This window comes from Serratia sp. SA088 (genome assembly GCF_049065515.1).
GTDB lineage: Bacteria > Pseudomonadota > Gammaproteobacteria > Enterobacterales > Enterobacteriaceae > Serratia > Serratia nematodiphila.
Window position 1 is genome coordinate 274,759 of record NZ_JBAKGW010000006.1, and the last position, 16,116, is coordinate 290,874.

At 60.0% G+C, this 16,116-nt stretch carries 13 protein-coding genes, 6 tRNA genes and 2 other RNA genes; 15 read left to right on the forward strand and 6 right to left on the reverse strand.

Annotated features, from left to right (window positions below):
- Window positions 1-45: 45 nt before the first annotated feature.
- A complete protein-coding gene (locus ACOWVD_RS17145) occupies window positions 46-498 on the reverse strand; it encodes a multidrug/biocide efflux PACE transporter (protein ID WP_049240044.1) in 453 nt (150 codons plus the stop codon).
- Window positions 499-597: 99 nt separating this feature from the next.
- Between ACOWVD_RS17145 and ACOWVD_RS17150 the strand changes: the two genes are divergently transcribed.
- Complete coding sequence (locus ACOWVD_RS17150) at window positions 598-1,467, forward strand: LysR family transcriptional regulator (protein ID WP_164095523.1); 870 nt, start codon at window positions 598-600, stop codon at window positions 1,465-1,467.
- Here the strand turns inward: ACOWVD_RS17150 and ACOWVD_RS17155 are convergent.
- Window positions 1,464-3,125 carry an alpha-keto acid decarboxylase family protein gene (locus ACOWVD_RS17155; RefSeq protein WP_049240047.1) on the reverse strand — a complete coding sequence of 554 codons (1,662 nt, stop codon included), beginning with the start codon at window positions 3,123-3,125 and terminating at the stop codon, window positions 1,464-1,466. The genes ACOWVD_RS17150 and ACOWVD_RS17155 overlap by 4 nt on opposite strands.
- 188 nt (window positions 3,126-3,313) lie before the next feature.
- Between ACOWVD_RS17155 and mgrA the strand changes: the two genes are divergently transcribed.
- Together mgrA and ACOWVD_RS17165 are read left to right on the forward strand one after the other, a co-directional pair.
- Window positions 3,314-4,303, forward strand: a complete 990-nt coding sequence (gene mgrA / locus ACOWVD_RS17160) for an L-glyceraldehyde 3-phosphate reductase (RefSeq protein WP_049240046.1) — start codon at window positions 3,314-3,316, stop codon at window positions 4,301-4,303.
- Between the two features lie 222 nt (window positions 4,304-4,525).
- The gene (locus ACOWVD_RS17165; protein ID WP_197798936.1) at window positions 4,526-4,936 is read left to right on the forward strand and encodes a DUF2502 domain-containing protein; all 411 of its coding nucleotides are present in this window, start codon (window positions 4,526-4,528) and stop codon (window positions 4,934-4,936) included.
- Window positions 4,937-4,977: 41 nt separating this feature from the next.
- Here the strand turns inward: ACOWVD_RS17165 and ACOWVD_RS17170 are convergent, their stop codons facing one another.
- On the reverse strand, window positions 4,978-6,213 hold the full coding sequence (locus ACOWVD_RS17170) for an Nramp family divalent metal transporter (RefSeq protein ID WP_004936371.1): 1,236 nt from the start codon (window positions 6,211-6,213) through the stop codon (window positions 4,978-4,980).
- A 377-nt stretch (window positions 6,214-6,590) separates the two neighbouring features.
- Between ACOWVD_RS17170 and ACOWVD_RS17175 the strand changes: the two genes are divergently transcribed.
- A complete protein-coding gene (locus tag ACOWVD_RS17175; RefSeq protein WP_004936373.1) occupies window positions 6,591-7,778 on the forward strand; it encodes a NupC/NupG family nucleoside CNT transporter in 1,188 nt (395 codons plus the stop codon).
- A 118-nt stretch (window positions 7,779-7,896) separates the two neighbouring features.
- Here ACOWVD_RS17175 and ACOWVD_RS17180 read toward each other — a convergent pair.
- Together ACOWVD_RS17180 and ACOWVD_RS17185 are read right to left on the reverse strand one after the other, a co-directional pair.
- Window positions 7,897-7,972, reverse strand: a tRNA-Ala gene (locus ACOWVD_RS17180).
- A gap of 59 nt (window positions 7,973-8,031) precedes the next feature.
- Window positions 8,032-8,107, reverse strand: a tRNA-Ala gene (locus ACOWVD_RS17185).
- Window positions 8,108-8,415: 308 nt separating this feature from the next.
- On the opposite strand from ACOWVD_RS17185, the gene ACOWVD_RS17190 reads away from it, so the two are divergent.
- Window positions 8,416-9,201, forward strand: a complete 786-nt coding sequence (locus ACOWVD_RS17190) for a formate/nitrite transporter family protein (protein ID WP_015378658.1) — start codon at window positions 8,416-8,418, stop codon at window positions 9,199-9,201.
- Between the two features lie 70 nt (window positions 9,202-9,271).
- Here the strand turns inward: ACOWVD_RS17190 and gltX are convergent, their stop codons facing one another.
- Window positions 9,272-10,687, reverse strand: coding sequence for a glutamate--tRNA ligase (gene gltX, locus ACOWVD_RS17195; RefSeq protein ID WP_049243119.1), 1,416 nt, complete (start codon window positions 10,685-10,687; stop codon window positions 9,272-9,274).
- A 294-nt stretch (window positions 10,688-10,981) separates the two neighbouring features.
- Here gltX and ACOWVD_RS17200 point away from each other — a divergent pair.
- From ACOWVD_RS17200 to ACOWVD_RS17245, 10 genes are all read left to right on the forward strand, one after another.
- Window positions 10,982-11,057, forward strand: a tRNA-Val gene (locus tag ACOWVD_RS17200).
- A 29-nt stretch (window positions 11,058-11,086) separates the two neighbouring features.
- Window positions 11,087-11,162: transfer RNA gene (locus ACOWVD_RS17205), tRNA-Val, on the forward strand.
- A 39-nt stretch (window positions 11,163-11,201) separates the two neighbouring features.
- Window positions 11,202-11,277, forward strand: a tRNA-Val gene (locus ACOWVD_RS17210).
- Between the two features lie 7 nt (window positions 11,278-11,284).
- Window positions 11,285-11,360 (forward strand) — tRNA-Lys (locus ACOWVD_RS17215).
- 75 nt (window positions 11,361-11,435) lie between these two features.
- A non-coding RNA gene (locus ACOWVD_RS17220) (RtT sRNA) lies at window positions 11,436-11,559 on the forward strand.
- A gap of 75 nt (window positions 11,560-11,634) precedes the next feature.
- Window positions 11,635-11,758, forward strand: a non-coding RNA gene (locus ACOWVD_RS17225) — RtT sRNA.
- 199 nt (window positions 11,759-11,957) lie between these two features.
- Window positions 11,958-12,965, forward strand: coding sequence for a Fe2+-enterobactin ABC transporter substrate-binding protein (gene fepB / locus ACOWVD_RS17230; RefSeq protein ID WP_004936399.1), 1,008 nt, complete (start codon window positions 11,958-11,960; stop codon window positions 12,963-12,965).
- Window positions 12,966-13,177: 212 nt separating this feature from the next.
- Entirely contained in the window at window positions 13,178-14,233 is a 1,056-nt protein-coding gene (gene fepD / locus ACOWVD_RS17235; RefSeq protein ID WP_421105701.1) for a Fe(3+)-siderophore ABC transporter permease, read from the forward strand.
- Window positions 14,233-15,270 (forward strand): iron-enterobactin ABC transporter permease, encoded by a 1,038-nt coding sequence (gene fepG, locus ACOWVD_RS17240; RefSeq protein WP_004936405.1) that lies wholly within the window; start codon window positions 14,233-14,235, stop codon window positions 15,268-15,270. The genes fepD and fepG overlap by 1 nt, the downstream gene beginning before the upstream one ends.
- A gap of 17 nt (window positions 15,271-15,287) precedes the next feature.
- Window positions 15,288-16,094 (forward strand): ABC transporter ATP-binding protein, encoded by an 807-nt coding sequence (locus ACOWVD_RS17245; RefSeq protein WP_164095978.1) that lies wholly within the window; start codon window positions 15,288-15,290, stop codon window positions 16,092-16,094.
- Window positions 16,095-16,116: the final 22 nt, after the last annotated feature.

Genomic DNA, 16,116 nt, shown 5'->3' on the forward strand with positions numbered 1-16,116 from the left:
GACGATCCTCTGACCTTACCTGAGAATCGCCGGGCTGACGACGCCTTATTTGGCGCCGGAATTGATCGGCTGGCGCGCCTCGAACCAGCGCTGACGCAGCATGTCGTACAGCCAGTTATAGGCCATGGTGTACGGCAGGAAGAACAGGAAGAAACCGATTTCCAGCATAAACGCCTGCGTCCAGGAGATGCTCAGCATCCAGGCGGCGATCGGCACGCCGATCAGGATAAAACCGGCTTCAAAGCCGACGGCGTGCAGCGCACGCACCTTCAGGTTACGCACCACCCGGCTGACCGGCCACAGGCGGTCGAACACCGTGTTGTAAACCATGTTCCACAGCATCGCGACGGTGGAGAGCATTAGCGCCAACGCACCGACCTGCACCATTGAACGGTTCAGCAGCCACGCGCCCAGCGGGGCGCAAACCATCACGGCGATGGCCTCGAAACCGACGGCGTGGACGATACGTTCAATGAGAGACTTGTTTTGCAGTTGCATACATCACCTTTTTTTCAACAGTTGTTGCGAAAGCCAAGTGATTATCATCGCTTTTTTGGGTAGATTAAAAATAGGTTCCATCGATAAAGTAGATAGATCATGCACTATTCCCCGGAAGCGTTGCACGCGTTTGTCGAAGCCGCCGCCCTCGGCTCGTTTTCCGCCGCCGCGCGCAAATTGCGCAAAAGCCAATCCACCATCAGCACCGCCATCGCCAATCTGGAGGCGGACCTGGCGCTGACCCTGTTCGATCGCGGCGCGCGCCAGCCGGTGCTCACCGCTGCCGGCCGCAAAGTGCTGGGACATGTGCAGGCGATCCTCGCCGCCAGCGAACGCCTCGACGCCCTGAGCATTCAGTTGGCGGGCGAGGTTGAACCGCGCCTGAGCATGGTGTTTTCCGATACCTACCAGCCCAAGCATCACGATCGGTTGATGCAACTGTTCGAACAGCGCTACCCGGAGATTGAGCTGGAATGGATGATCGCTGAGGAAGGCGACGTTATCGATCTGCTGCAAAGCGGCCGCGCGCACTTGGGCATGGTGGAAGTGCAAAAAAGTTATCCGCCGGATATCGCCTTCTCCCGGCTGCCTGAGCAGACCGAAATGGGGCTGTTCGTCGCCCATCAGCATCCGCTGGCGCCGGTCGCTGCGCCGACGCCGGAGCAATTGTCCAGCACCCGCCAGTTGATCCTGAACACCTACACCGGCGCCGAGGCGGCCAGGCAAGGCGGGCTGGTCTGGTCGGCACCCAGCTATCTGCTGTTGCTGGAGATGGCGGAACAGGGATTCGGTTGGGCGGTGTTGCCGCACTGGCTGGTGCAGCAATACGGCCACGCCAGGCTCACCCAGCTGCGGCCGCGCGGCTGGCCCAAACTGATTTCGGTGGATGCGGTCTGGTCCAAACTGACCCCGCCGGGCCCGGCGGGGTTCTGGATGCTGGAGCGCCTGCTGGGCGACACCCTGCCTTAAGCGGCGGCGTTGCGCGCCTGAATGGCGCGAGAGACGGTATCGAGGAGTTCCGGAATGTCCATCTTCGGCAGCATCACTTCGATGAAGGCCAGCCGCTCGTCGTCCGCTACCTCGCGCAGTGCCTGACGCAATCCGTCCGGATCGCTGACCCGCAACGCCTTCACCGGCCGATCACCGGCCAACGCCTTCGGCAACTGCGTCCAGTTCCAGCGCGCGATGTCGTTATAACGTTGCTCCGGCCCGTGGATCGCGCGCTCAACGGTATACCCCTGATTGTTCAACACAAAGATCACCGGTTTAAGCCCGTCGCGCAGCATCGATCCCAGTTCCTGCACGGTTAACTGCGCGGCGCCGTCGCCGATCAGCAATACTGCCCGGCGCTGCGGTTCGGCGGTCTGCACGCCGAACGTCGCCGGCAGGGTATAGCCGATCGATCCCCAGAGCGACTGCACGATCAGGCGGCAGCCACGCGGCAACGTCAGCGCCGCCGCGCCGAAACAGGCGGTACCCTGATCGGCCAGCACGATATCCCCCGGCCGCAGGAAATCCTGTACTTGCCGCCAGAAGGCGTGCTGATCCAGCCCTTCCCCATCGCCTTCCGGCAGCGCCGGGCGGACGATCGGCGGCAACGGCCAACGCGACGCCAGCGACAGGCTCAGGCGGTGCAATGCCTGCACCGCCTCGCGCATCGGAATGCGGCTAAAGCGCTGCCGCCCGACCCAGGCTTCGAACGGTTGAATATCGATGCATTTTTCCACCGGCAGATGATGCGTGAATCCTCCGGTAATGGTGTCGGTGAAGCGCACGCCGACGTTGATCACCACGTCGGCGTTTTCGATCGACTGTTGCACCGACGGATCGCAAGCGCCGCCGCAGTAGGTGCCGACAAAACCTGCGCGGTTCTCATCCAGCACGCCCTTGCCGAGCAGCAGCGTGGCGTGCGGGATCGCCACTTCCTGCATCCAGCTATCCAGCGCCGTTTCAACACCAAAGCGGTCCGCCAGAAAGTCCGCCAGCAGCGACACTTGCCGCGCCGATTGCAGCTTTTCACGCGCTGCGGCGATAAACGCCTGCAATGCGCTCCGCGACAGCCTGGCCTGGCGCAGCATCAGCGGCGCCGGTTTACTCGGCAGCGGCGCCTGCGCGACGTCGCTGGGCAACATCAGGTAAACCGGGCGATGCTCCAGCAAGGCGACGCCGATCAGGCGGTCTATCTCCAGCGCGGCGTTGTCGGCGGTCAGGTCGGCCTGCGCGACGGTCACCTCTTTGGCTATCCGGGCGAAATGAGTGAAGTCGCCATCCCCCAGCGAATGATGCAGCAAATCACCGGCGCGCTGGGCGCGCTGCGCCGGCGAGCCGACCACGTGGATCACCGGCAGGTATTCGGCGTAGCTGCCGGCCACCCCGTTCAACGCGCTCAGCTCCCCCACGCCAAAGGTGGTGAGCAGCGCGGCCGCCGGTTTGCAGCGCGCATAGCCGTCAGCCGCATAGGCGGCGTTCAACTCGTTGGCGCAGCCTACCCAGGTGATTTGCGGATGCGCGAGGACGCGATCGAGAAATTGCAGGTTGTAATCCCCCGGCACGCCGAAGAAATGACGGATGCCGATTTGGGCCAGACGATCGAGCAGATAATCGGCCACCGTATAGGTCTGAGTCATGATCATCACCTGTCTGCAGCTGAAGCGATTATCTTAATTATCGAAGATGCCGTTCAAATTTCGAACAATCATCCCGGCATCGAACGGCAACCTGGCGTTACATGCCGGCGCCGTGATCGCTCCCGCGGCAACACGGTGTGGAAACGTATACACTCAAAGCACTTCACCTCTCGCCGACAAGGATAACTATGTCTTACCCAGCCTCCCCCTCGCGTTATCAAGATATGGAATACCGGCGCTGCGGCCGCAGCGGGCTGAAGCTGCCCGCCGTCTCACTCGGCCTGTGGCACAACTTCGGCGACGCCACTTTGTACGATAACGCCCGCGGCCTGATCCGCTGCGCCTTCGATCGCGGCATTACCCATTTCGATCTGGCCAATAACTACGGCCCGCCGCCCGGCGCCGCCGAGGAGAACTTTGGCCGCATTCTCAACGCCGATCTGCGGGCCTGGCGCGATGAGCTGATCGTCTCCTCCAAAGCCGGTTACACCATGTGGCCCGGCCCCTACGGTGATTGGGGCTCGAAAAAGTACCTGGTCGCCAGCCTCGATCAGAGCCTGAGGCGCATGGGGTTGGAGTATGTGGATATCTTTTATCATCATCGGCCGGATCCGGACACGCCGCTGGAAGAAACCATGGCGGCGCTGGATCTGCTGGTGCGCCAGGGCAAAGCGCTGTATGTCGGCCTGTCCAACTACCCGGCCGAGCGCGCGCGACAGGCCTTCGCCATTCTGCAGCAGCTCGGCACGCCGTGCGTGATCCATCAACCGAAGTATTCGATGTTGGAACGCGGGCCGGAGACGGCGTTGCTGGATACGCTGGAGGAACATGGCGTCGGATCTATCGCCTTCTCGCCGCTGGCGGGCGGCCTGCTGACCGATCGCTACCTGCACGGCATCCCGCAAGATTCTCGCGCCGCCAGCGGCAGCCGCTTCCTGCAGCCGGAGCAGCTGACCGCCGAGCGACTGGACAAGGTGCGCCGCCTCGATGCGCTGGCGCGGCAACGCGGGCAGAAGCTGTCGCAGATGGCACTGGCCTGGGTGCTGCGCGGCGATCGCGTGACCTCAGTGCTGATCGGCGCCAGCAAGAATGCGCAGATAGAAGACGCGGTGGGCATGCTGGCCAATCGTCACTTCAGTGAAGAAGAGCTCGCGCAGATCGAGAACATCTTATTGTAATCGTTTACAAATTCCGCCGTTCAATCGAGCGGCGATACTCCAGAAAAATCTCAAATCTTAACCTCCTGCATCATTTTCAGAGTGGCTCTCAGATTCAACCCTATATGCCGGCGCTATGATGCCGATATTGCAGCAAAAATAACGATAAGGCCGCTTTTAAACTGATGAACGCGCTTCATAAAGTGACAAACGGCCAGGCCGCGCAAGCGGGAAGGAGAAGCCATGTTTAAACCTCTGCTCTTGGCCGCCATTTTGGCGGCGACGGTACTGCCCGCCGTACAGCAGGCGCATGCCGAAGGGATCAGCATCGATCTGATGCCGGGCGTTTCATTGCGCATCGGCGATCAGGATAACCGCGGCCGTTACTGGGACGGTTACGATTGGCGGGATCGCGACTGGTGGCAAGGCCATCAGGGCCGTTATCTCGGCGACCGCAGCCGTCGCGGTTACTACTGGGACGGCTATCGCTGGCGCGATGGCGACTACTGGCGTAAACACTATTACTATCATGAAGGACGCTATCGTAAATACGACAAACACTACGATAAGCACCACTGGAAGAAAGAGAAAAAGCACCATCACGATCATGACCGCGATCGCTGGCGCCGCCACGGCGATGACGACCGCGATTAACGACGACGGGCCGGCGCAACGCCGGCCCGCACTGTTTTCGCTTACAGCACGCTGCCGATCAGCAGGTAGCCGTTCAACCCAACCACCACCAGTACGATCAGCTTGCCCAGATTTTGCACCAGCGGGCCGTTGACCATTTCCCCCATCAGCGCCCGATTGCCGGTGAAAGCCAGCAGCGGCACCAGCGCCAGCGCAATGCCGAAGCTGAGCAGCACCTGGCTCAGCACCAGAATGCGCGTCGCATCCATCCCCAACATGATGACGATAAACGACGGCAGCATGGTCACCGCGCGCCGCAGCCACAGCGGAATATGGAAACGCACGAACCCCTGCATCACCACCTGCCCCGCCAGCGTGCCCACCACGGTAGAAGAGAGGCCGGCGGCCACCAGGCTCAGGCCGAACACGGTGGCGGCGGCGTGCCCGAGCAGCGGTTGCAGCGTCAGGTAAGCCACGTCGAGATCGGCGATGCCGCTGTGGCCGCTGAAATGAAACGCGGCGGCGGCGGTGGCCATCATCGCCAGATTAACGAAACCGGCGATGGTCATAGCCACGGCGACGTCGACTTTGGTGGCGGCATAGCGTTCCGCCTTGTCGTGCTCGCCGCCGATTTGGGTGAGCGACGAATGCAGATAGATCACGTGCGGCATGATGGTGGCGCCCAATACCCCGGCAGCCAGGAATACCGCATCGCCGTTAGGCAAATCGGGCAGCGCCATCCCCTTCAGCAGCGGCGCCAACTGCGGCTGGGAGAAAGCCAGCTCGACGATGTAAGCGGCGGCGACGAACAACAACAGCCCGCCGATCACCAGCTCCAGCGGCTTTTGCCCGCGTTTTTGCAGCATCAGAATTAAAAAGGTGGCGATGCCGGTCAGCACTGCGCCCTGTAACAGAGAGACACCGAGCAGCAGCTTGAAGCCGATCGCCGCGCCGATAAACTCAGCCAGATCGGTCGCCATGGCGATGATCTCCGCCTGTACCCAATAGGCCCACACCGCCGGCCGCGGAAAGCGATCGCGAATATGCTCGGCCAGATTTTTCCCGGTGGCGATGCCCAGCTTGGCGGACAACAGCTGGATCAGCATCGCCATCACGTTGGCCCAAACCACCACCCACAGCAGGCTGTAGCCGAATGAGGCGCCGGCCTGGATGTTGGTGGCGAAGTTGCCGGGATCGATATAGCCGATAGCGGCGATGAAGGCGGGCCCCATGAGCGAGAGTTTGATTTTTCTGGCGGAGCGACCGGAGGTGGTTTCAACCACGCGACTGTTCAGCATATGTTGAACCCTTACTGAAATTACGTTTATCTCCACTCTATATAAATGATAATAATTATCAAGCGCATTTAGAGCGGTAAAACTTATCTCTGTAATAGCCAACATTAACGGTTTTATCGAAGGGTTCAGCGCGGAGCTTGCCGATTTCCGTGCTTTTCTGATGGGATTTTGGCTGCAATACCCCTGAAAGACAGGTTAGCACAAGAATACGAATTTCCTATTGCTGCTTTAACATCTTGATTTTTTATGCTTTTGCGCAACACTTTAGGAGAACTCCCACTATGATTTTCCATATTTGCAATAGAAGTCTCGTTTTTAAACGTAGCGTTACATAAAATGACAGCCGAAATTCAGCCTGCCTCAAATTTGGAGCAAACATGTCCCATATTGCGCACTTTGCGTTGGCGATAGTGGTGGTAGCGATCCTGGCCCTGTTGGTGTGCCGCGATCGTAAAAGCATCCGCATTCGCTATGTTATTCAACTACTGGTTATCGAAGTACTGCTGGCCTACTTTTTCCTGCATTCGGAAGCGGGTTTGGGCTTCGTAAAAGGATTCGCCGCGCTGTTTGACAAACTGCTCGGGTTTGCGGGACAAGGGACTGATTTCGTGTTCGGCGGCATGGGCGACAAAGGCCTGGCGTTCTTCTTCCTGAAGGTGCTGTGCCCGATCGTCTTCATTTCGGCGCTGATCGGTATTCTGCAGTACATCAAGGTGCTGCCGTTCATCATCCGCATTATCGGCACCGTGCTGTCGAAAGTGAACGGCATGGGCAAGCTGGAGTCGTTTAACGCCGTCAGCTCGCTGATCCTGGGGCAATCCGAAAACTTCATCGCCTACAAGGATATCCTGGGCAAGATGTCGGAAAAGCGCATGTACACCATGGCGGCGACCGCGATGTCTACGGTTTCCATGTCCATCGTCGGCGCCTATATGACCATGCTGGATGCCAAATTCGTGGTGGCGGCGCTGGTATTGAACATGTTCAGCACCTTTATCGTGCTGTCGCTGGTCAACCCGTACGACACCAATAAAGAAGAAGAGCTGCACCTCGGCAACCTGCACGAAGGCCAGAGCTTCTTTGAAATGCTGGGTGAATACATCCTGGCGGGCTTCAAAGTAGCGATTATCGTCGCCGCGATGCTGATTGGCTTCATCGCCCTGATCGCCGCGCTCAACGGTGTGTTCAGCGCCATTTTCGGCCTGAGCTTCCAGGAAATCCTCGGTTACTTCTTCTATCCGTTCGCCTGGATCATGGGCATTCCTAAGCACGAAGCCCTGCAGGTTGGCAGCATCATGGCCACCAAGCTGGTTTCCAACGAATTCGTGGCCATGATGGAACTGCAGAAAGTCTCTGCCGAGCTGTCGCCGCGCAGCCTGGGGATCCTGTCGGTGTTCCTGGTGTCCTTCGCCAACTTCTCTTCCATCGGCATCGTGGCCGGTGCGATCAAGGGCCTGAACGAACACCAGGGCAACGTGGTGTCACGCTTTGGCCTGAAGCTGGTGTACGGCTCTACGCTGGTCAGCATCCTGTCCGCTTCCATCGCGGGTCTGGTGCTGGGCTAAGCCTCGAACCAACTGCGATAACAAGGCGCCTGCGGGCGCCTTTTTTATTGGTTGTTATTCGGCAATAGTTGAATGACGAAAAGCAAAAAGCCGACCCTAAGGTCGGCTTTTTAAATGGTGGTGGAGCTAGACGGGATCGAACCGTCGACCTCTTGCATGCCATGCAAGCGCTCTCCCAGCTGAGCTATAGCCCCACAAAAGTGGTACGCTTTGACCGGCGTTACGGTATCCCCAACCTTTCTGAGAAGAAGATTGGTGGAGCTAGACGGGATCGAACCGTCGACCTCTTGCATGCCATGCAAGCGCTCTCCCAGCTGAGCTATAGCCCCGTTCCACAATCACTTTGTGCTGTGAACGGGGCGCATAATATGAAACCCGCTCAAAGCTGTCAACGGCTAAATTGAATTACTGAATCAAGCGTTGAAAAAGCCGCCAAATCAGCATCTTTGGCGCCAAAAAATCATCACTTTGCGCAGAGTTCATCCATTTTGCGCGCTACATCTCAAAATGGCGAAAGACCCTGCATATCACGTTGATTTTTAATTAACGGAATGTTAGCGAAATGCGCTTGAGTCGGACTCCCGAGCGGCATAGACTGCCCGCGCCATAAACTTCATTACTATAAACCGAGTCCGTCATGTCTTTGCATTCACCAAAAGAAATCGCCGCCCTCGCCGTTCAGGCCGGGGTAAACAAAAGCCGCGCCCCGCTCGCTAATCTGCTGATTCTGGGCTTTCTCGCCGGCGCCTTTATCGCCACCGGCTTCCTGCTGGATATTCACGTCATCGGCACCCTGCCGGCCGAATGGGGCTCTTTCGGCGCGCTGTTGGGCGCCGCGGTGTTCCCTATCGGTTTGATCCTGACCATTCTGGCCGGCGGCGAACTACTGACCGGCAACATGATGACCTTGCCAATGGCCTGGTTCGCCCGTGAAATTCCCGCCATCGCCGTGCTACGCAACTGGTTTTGGGTCACCCTGGCCAACTTCGCCGGCAGCGTGGCCGTCGCCTACTTCTTCGGCCACCTGCTGGGCCTGACCGAAGGCGCGTTTTTACATAAGACGCTGGCGATCGCGCAGGCCAAAGTGGATGCGGACTTCCTGCACGCCTTCATCTCCGGCGTCGGCTGCAACTGGCTGGTATGCCTGGCGGTGTGGTTAGCCTTCGCCAGCAAAGATGTGCCGGGCAAAGTGATCGGCATGTGGTTCCCGGTCATGGCTTTTGTCGCCATCGGCTTCCAACACGTGGTGGCGAACATGTTCATCATTCCGGCGGCCATCTTCGCCGGCGGCATGGGCTGGGAACAGTACCTGCCTAATTTCGTCGCGGTATTTCTCGGCAATGCGTTGGGCGGCGCCGGCTTTGTCGGGCTGATGTATTTCCTCGCCTATCGCCCCGGTTTGCCGGCCAGCGAACACGCCTGACAACCGCCATGAAAAAAGCCCCGAGATTGCTCCTCGGGGCTTTTTCTTTATGGACAGCGTATCAGCCTAATCAGGCCTGCGCTTCACGCTCGGCGATATAAGCCAGCGCCATATCGATGCGCTGCAGCGAACGCTTCTGGCCGATCGCATGCACGGTCACGTCCATGCCCGGCGACTGACCGGCGCCGGTCACCGCCACGCGCAGCGGCATGCCAACCTTGCCCATGCCGACGCCCAGCTCGTCCGCCGTACCCTGAATGGCATCATGCACATTTTCCGGCGTCCAGACGGTGATGGCGGCCAGCTTGGCGCGCACCGCTTCCAGCGGCTGACGTGCAACCGGGCGCAGGTGTTTCTTGGCGGCGTCGGCGTCGAACTCGCTGAAGTCTTCGTAGAAGTAACGGCAAGACTCCGCCATTTCCTTCAGCGTCTTGCAACGCTCGCCCAGCAGCTTGACGATGTCCTTCAGTTCCGGACCGTTGCGGGTTTCAAGACCCAGTTGCTCAACGTGCCACGCCAGATGCACCGCCACTTCTTCCGCCGGCATATGGTTGATGTAGTGATGGTTCAGCCACTGCAGCTTCTCGGTGTTGAACGCGCTGGCGGATTTGTTGATCGCTTCCAGCGTGAAGAACTCTTTCATCTCGTCGATGGAGAAGATCTCCTGATCGCCATGGGACCAGCCCAGACGCACCAGGTAGTTCAGCAGCGCCTGCGGCAGATAGCCATCGTCGCGGTACTGCATCACGCCCACGGCGCCGTGACGTTTGGACAGCTTTTTACCGTCGTCGCCGAGGATCATCGACACGTGCGCGTATTCCGGCACCGGCGCGCCCAGCGCTTTCAGAATGTTGATCTGGCGCGGGGTGTTGTTGATGTGGTCTTCACCGCGGATCACATGGGTGATTTCCATGTCCCAGTCATCGACAACGACGCAGAAGTTATAGGTTGGCGAACCGTCGGTACGGCGGATGATCAGATCGTCCAGCTCCTGGTTGCTGAATTCGATCGGGCCGCGAATTTTATCGTCGAAGATCACCGACCCTTCCTGCGGGTTGCGGAAGCGCACCACGTGCGGCTCGTCGTCGGTGTGGCTGCACTGGCTGTCGCGGCAGTGGCCGTCGTAACGCGGCTTTTCGCCATTTTCCATCTGCTTCTCGCGCAGCGCTTCCAGACGCTCCCTGGAGCAATAGCATTTATAGGCCGTGCCCTGATCCAGCATTTCGTCGATGACCGCGTTGTAGCGATCGAAACGCTTGGTCTGGAAGTACGGGCCTTCATCCCAATCCAGGTTCAACCAGTTCATGCCATCCATAATTGCGTCGATCGCGTCCTGGGTAGAACGTTCCAGATCGGTATCTTCGATACGCAGAACGAACTCACCGCCCGCATGGCGGCTGAACAACCAGGAATAAAGTGCGGTACGCGCGCCGCCGACGTGAAGATAGCCGGTCGGGCTCGGTGCAAAACGGGTTTTGATTTTCATTGGGTTCACTGCCTTATTACGCAACGCGTGTCGGCGGTTGCCGACGATTGCTCGGAATTGAAAAAAGAGTGGACGACATTGTATCACCACGCGCTAATTCCTCAACGCCGACACGATATTGCACCGGTCGATTTCGCGCGTTTTGCGGCGAGTTTCGCATAGCATCGCGCAAAGAATCGGCGCTGCTGGCGATTATTATCGCGCCCTGCCTAAATTTGCGGCGAACGATTGAAATCATTTTAAAAACCGTTGACTCACTTTGAACTATCCCTATAATGCGACTCCAACAAGACGGGGCGATTAGCTCAGTTGGTAGAGCATCTCCTTTACACGGAGGGGGTCGGCGGTTCGAGCCCGTCATCGCCCACCATCTTGTTGAGAAAAAATGAGAACGAATGAGGGTGATTAGCTCAGTTGGTAGAGCATCTCCTTTACACGGAGGGGGTCGGCGGTTCGAGCCCGTCATCACCCACCATCATTCTCTCGTTTAGCAGTAACCTGGAAGTCCTGAAGTGGGTGATTAGCTCAGTTGGTAGAGCATCTCCTTTACACGGAGGGGGTCGGCGGTTCGAGCCCGTCATCACCCACCACTTCTGCGGGTCGTTAGCTCAGTTGGTAGAGCAGTTGACTTTTAATCAATTGGTCGCAGGTTCGAATCCTGCACGACCCACCAATTCAGAAAAAAGCGCCTTTTGGCGCTTTTTTCGTTTCTGCGCCACCCACCTCTGACTTCATCTTCTCGCAGGCATAGTTTACCGAGTCGTGCAGGATGAAGAACCGTAGAGGTTCGAGCATCGCGCAGCGATACGACAACGCGCAGCGTTGCCCGCAGGGTGAGGCCATAGGCCGAATCAATCCTGCACGACCCACCAATTCAGAAAAAAGCGCCTTTTGGCGTTTTTTTCGTTTCTGCGCCACCTGCTCCCGACTTCATCTTCTCGCAGGCATAGTTTACCGAGTCGTGCAGGATGAAGAACCGTAGAGGTTCGAGCATCGCGCAGCGATACGACAACGCGCAGCGTTGCCCGCAGGGTGAGGCCACAGGCCGAATCAATCCTGCACGACCCACCAATTCAGAAAAAAGCGCCTTTTGGCGCTTTTTTCGTTTCTGTCACTCCGCTTCTTCTTTCTATTCTTTCCTTCACCACGCGCTGAGATACGAATGGTTATCATTTTGGCGGCTTGAATGGTAAATTAGCCGGCATCCACCACGCAGCCAATCCGCCGCCGGATTGATACGCCTTAGTTCAAGGAAAGAAAGAGCCCGCTCATGACCCTATCCTTACGCCAGCTGTTCATTGCATTTATCGCCACTTCCAGCCTGTTGCTCAGCGGCTGCGGCCCGGACGACAAGAGCGACGGACAGAAACCGTCCGCCCCCGCAGCCGACGGCAGTTGGCCGCGCACCATCGACAGCGTCAAAGGGAAATTCACGCTGGAAAAACCGCCGCAGCGCATCGTGTCCACCAGCGTCACCATCACCGGCACGCTGTTGGCGATCGATGCCCCGGTGGTCGCCAGCGCCGCCACCAGCCCAAATCCCCTGGTGGCCGATAAACAAGGTTTCTTTACCCAGTGGAGCGAGGTGGCCAAACAGCGCCACGTCGAGCGGCTGTACCAGGTGGAGCCCAATGCCGAGGCCGTCGCCGCCGCCGCGCCGGATTTGATCGTCGTCGCCGCGACCGGCGGTGATTCGGCGTTGAAACTTTATGACCAGCTGTCCGCCATTGCGCCGACTCTGGTGCTCGACTATGGCGACAAAAGCTGGCAACAGCTGGCCAGCGAGCTCGGCGAGATCACCGGTCATGAAGCCGGCGCCAAACAGGCGGAAGATCGTTTCGAGCAGCGCGTGGAGCAAGTGAAACAGGCGATCGCGCTGCCGCCGCAGCCCACCACTCCGCTGGTGTATGCCGACAACGGCCGCGAGGCCATGCTGTGGACGCCGGGTTCCGCCCAAGGCAAACTGCTGACCCAGCTCGGCTTCCAGCTGGCCACCCCGCCGGAAAGCGCCAAAGGCAACACCAGCATGGGTAAACGCCATGACATCATCCAGATCTCCGGCGAAAAAATGGCCGAAGGTCTGAATGGCAAAACCCTGATCCTGTTCGCCACCAATGAGCGCAAAGTGCAAGAGGTGCTGACCAACCCGTTCCTCAAACATCTGGAGCCGGTGGAACAGCGGCACGTCTACGCCGTCGGCAACGACACCTTCCGCCTCGATTACTACAGCGCCACCAACATGCTGAATCAAATCGAACGGTTGTTCAAAAAGCCCTGAATCACGCCGTCGGCAGGTCAGCCCCCTGCCGACACTTTCCGCAAGCGGGGCGAACGTTCACATTCAATCAATTGAAATATCAATAGTTATTAACATCGTCCACGCACCTTTGCCACCAACCGGCGGGTGCATGCGGGCGTAAACTCGTGCTACTATTGCCCCGCATGAACGCAAATAACAATGAGAATAAAAATCATACAGGAGTTACCGGTGTGAACGTACCCACTCCGACTGAGCGGACGCTTTCGTCCGCACCGCACGAAGCTTACGCCAGTGGCTTCAAACGCATCGCCGGGTTCGGTATCGGTTTGGCGCTGTTGCTGCTGTGCATCATGGCCAGCCTGATGCTGGGTTCCAAAGCCATCCCCTTCCATACCGTCTGGCTCAGCCTGCAGGGCGCCGCGAGCGGTTCCGACAGCACCATCATTCTCAATGCCCGGGTGCCCCGTACGCTGGCGGGCATCCTGGCCGGCATGGCGCTCGGCGCCGCCGGCGCGCTGATTCAGGCGCTGACGCGCAACCCGCTGGCCGATCCCGGCGTGCTCGGCATCAACGCCGGCGCCAGCTTCGCCGTGGTCATCGGCATCATGTTTTTCGGCGCCGCCACCACCGAAAGCTACATGGCCTACGCCTTTGCCGGCGCAGCCCTCACCACCCTGCTGGTCTACCTGATCGGCACGCTGGCGGGCGGGCGCATCAACCCGGTGCGGCTGACGCTGGCCGGCGTGGCTATCGGCGCGGTGCTGCTCGGCATCACCACCGGGCTGTCGCTGATCGATCCGCAAACCTTCGACCAACTGCGCTTCTGGCAGGCCGGCACGCTGGATATCCGCACGCTGTCCACGCTGCCAGTCACCGCCCCCGCCATTTTGCTCGGCTGCCTGCTGACGCTGCTCATCGCCCGGCCGCTGAATACCATCGGTATGGGGGAAGATCTGGCTATCGCACTCGGCGCGCGCGTGGTGCTGACTCAGGTGATCGCGGTGATCGCCATCACGCTGCTGTGCGGCGCGGCAACCGCCACCGTCGGCCCAATCAGTTTCATCGGCCTGATGGTGCCGCATATCGCCCGCTGGTGGGTCGGCCCCGACCAGCGCTGGATCCTGCCCTACTCCATGCTGCTGGCGCCGATTTTACTGCTGTGCGCCGACGTGGTCGGCCGCTTGCTGGCGGCCGGTGAGCTGCGGGTTTCCATCGTGGCGGCCTTCATCGGCGCGCCGGTGCTGATCTGGCTGGTGCGCCGCAAGAAAACGCTGGGGGGTCTGTGATGAGTCTGCCGCATACGCTGCATATCGGCCGCCCGGACGGCGTCATCAACGGGCGCCTGCCGCTGCGCCTGCTGCTGGTCAACCTTTCACTGTTGGCGCTGTGTCTGGCGATGGCCGTCGCCGCCCTGTGCTACGGCACGCTGCAACTTTCGCTGGAGCAAGTCTTTGCCGCGCTGACCGGCGAGGCGCCGAAAAACCTGGTGACCGTGGTCACCCAATGGCGCTTGCCGCGCATCGCCATGGCGCTGTTGTTAGGCGCCGCGCTCGGCATGAGCGGCGCCATTTTCCAGTCAATTATCCGCAACCCGCTCGGCAGCCCGGACGTGATCGGCTTTAACATGGGGGCTTACACCGGCGCGCTGATCGCCATCACCCTGTTCAACGGCGGCTACTATTACATCGCCGGCGGCGCGCTGGCCGGCGGCATTCTCGCCGCGCTGGCCATCTATCTGCTGGCCTGGCGGCAAGGCATCGCCGGCTTCCGGTTGATCATCGTCGGCATCGCCATCAGCGCAGTGCTGGTCTCCACCAACACCTGGCTGATCATCACCGCCTCGCTCGAGCGCGCCATGGACGCCGCCATGTGGCAGGCCGGTTCGCTCAACGGCATGACCTGGCAAAAAGCCCAGCCCGCCACGGCGTTCATCGTGCTGGCGGCCGCGGCCGCGCTGCTGATGGGCAAACGGCTGCAGCTGCTGGAAATGGGCGATGACACGGCGCGCGCGCTGGGCGTTAACGCCGAAGGCAGCCGGCTGTGGCTGATGCTGTTCGGCGTTACCCTCACCGCCGCCGTCACCGCCACCGCCGGGCCGATTTCCTTTATCGCGCTGGCGGCGCCGCAGATCGCCCGTCGCCTCGCCGGCCAATCCTCGGTCACCCTGACCTCCTCGGCGCTGATGGGCGCGGCGTTGCTGCTCGGCGCCGACGTGGTGTCCCAACATCTTTTCGCGCCGATCCAACTGCCGGTCGGGGTTGTGACCGTCTGCATCGGCGGCCTGTACCTGATTTGGCTGCTCATCCGAGAGGCCCGCAGATAATGAAGAGTGATAATGCCATGAGCCACCGCCTGCACGCCTCGCACCTGAAGCTGGGCTACGACAATAAAATCATCGCTGACGATCTGAGCGTGGCGATCCCCGACGGCGCCTTCACGGTGATCGTCGGGCCGAACGCCTGCGGCAAATCGACGCTGTTGCGCGCCCTGTGCCGCCTGCTGAAACCCAGCGCCGGCGAGGTGATGCTGGACGGCAAGAACATCAGCAGCTTCGCCACCAAGGCGCTGGCGCGCGAGCTTGGGCTGCTGCCGCAAACTTCGATCGCGCCGGACAGCATCACCGTGGCGGACCTGGTGTCGCGCGGCCGCTATCCGCACCAAAGCCTGCTGAAACAATGGACGCAGGCCGACAAACAGGCGGTGGAAGCCGCCATGGCGGCCACCAACGTCAGCCAGCTGGCGGATCGCAGCGTCGACGAGCTGTCCGGCGGGCAGCGTCAGCGCGTCTGGGTGGCGATGGCGCTGGCACAGCAAACGCCGCTGCTGCTGCTGGATGAGCCGACCACCTATCTGGACATCGCGCACCAGATCGAGCTGCTGGATCTGTTCCGCCAGCTCAACCGCGAGCGCGGTCAAACCCTGATCGCGGTGCTGCACGATCTCAACCACGCCTGCCGCTATGCCGATCACATCATCGCCATGCGCGACGGCAAGATCGTGGCGGAAGGGAAACCGACGGAGATCATCACCGCCGAACTGGTGGAGCGGGTGTTCGGCATGCCGTGCATGATCATCGACGATCCGCTGTCCCACACGCCGCTGGTGATCCCGCGCGGCCGCTATCACTGCGACGCGCCGCAGGCATGAAAAAGGCCGGGTTAACCCGGCC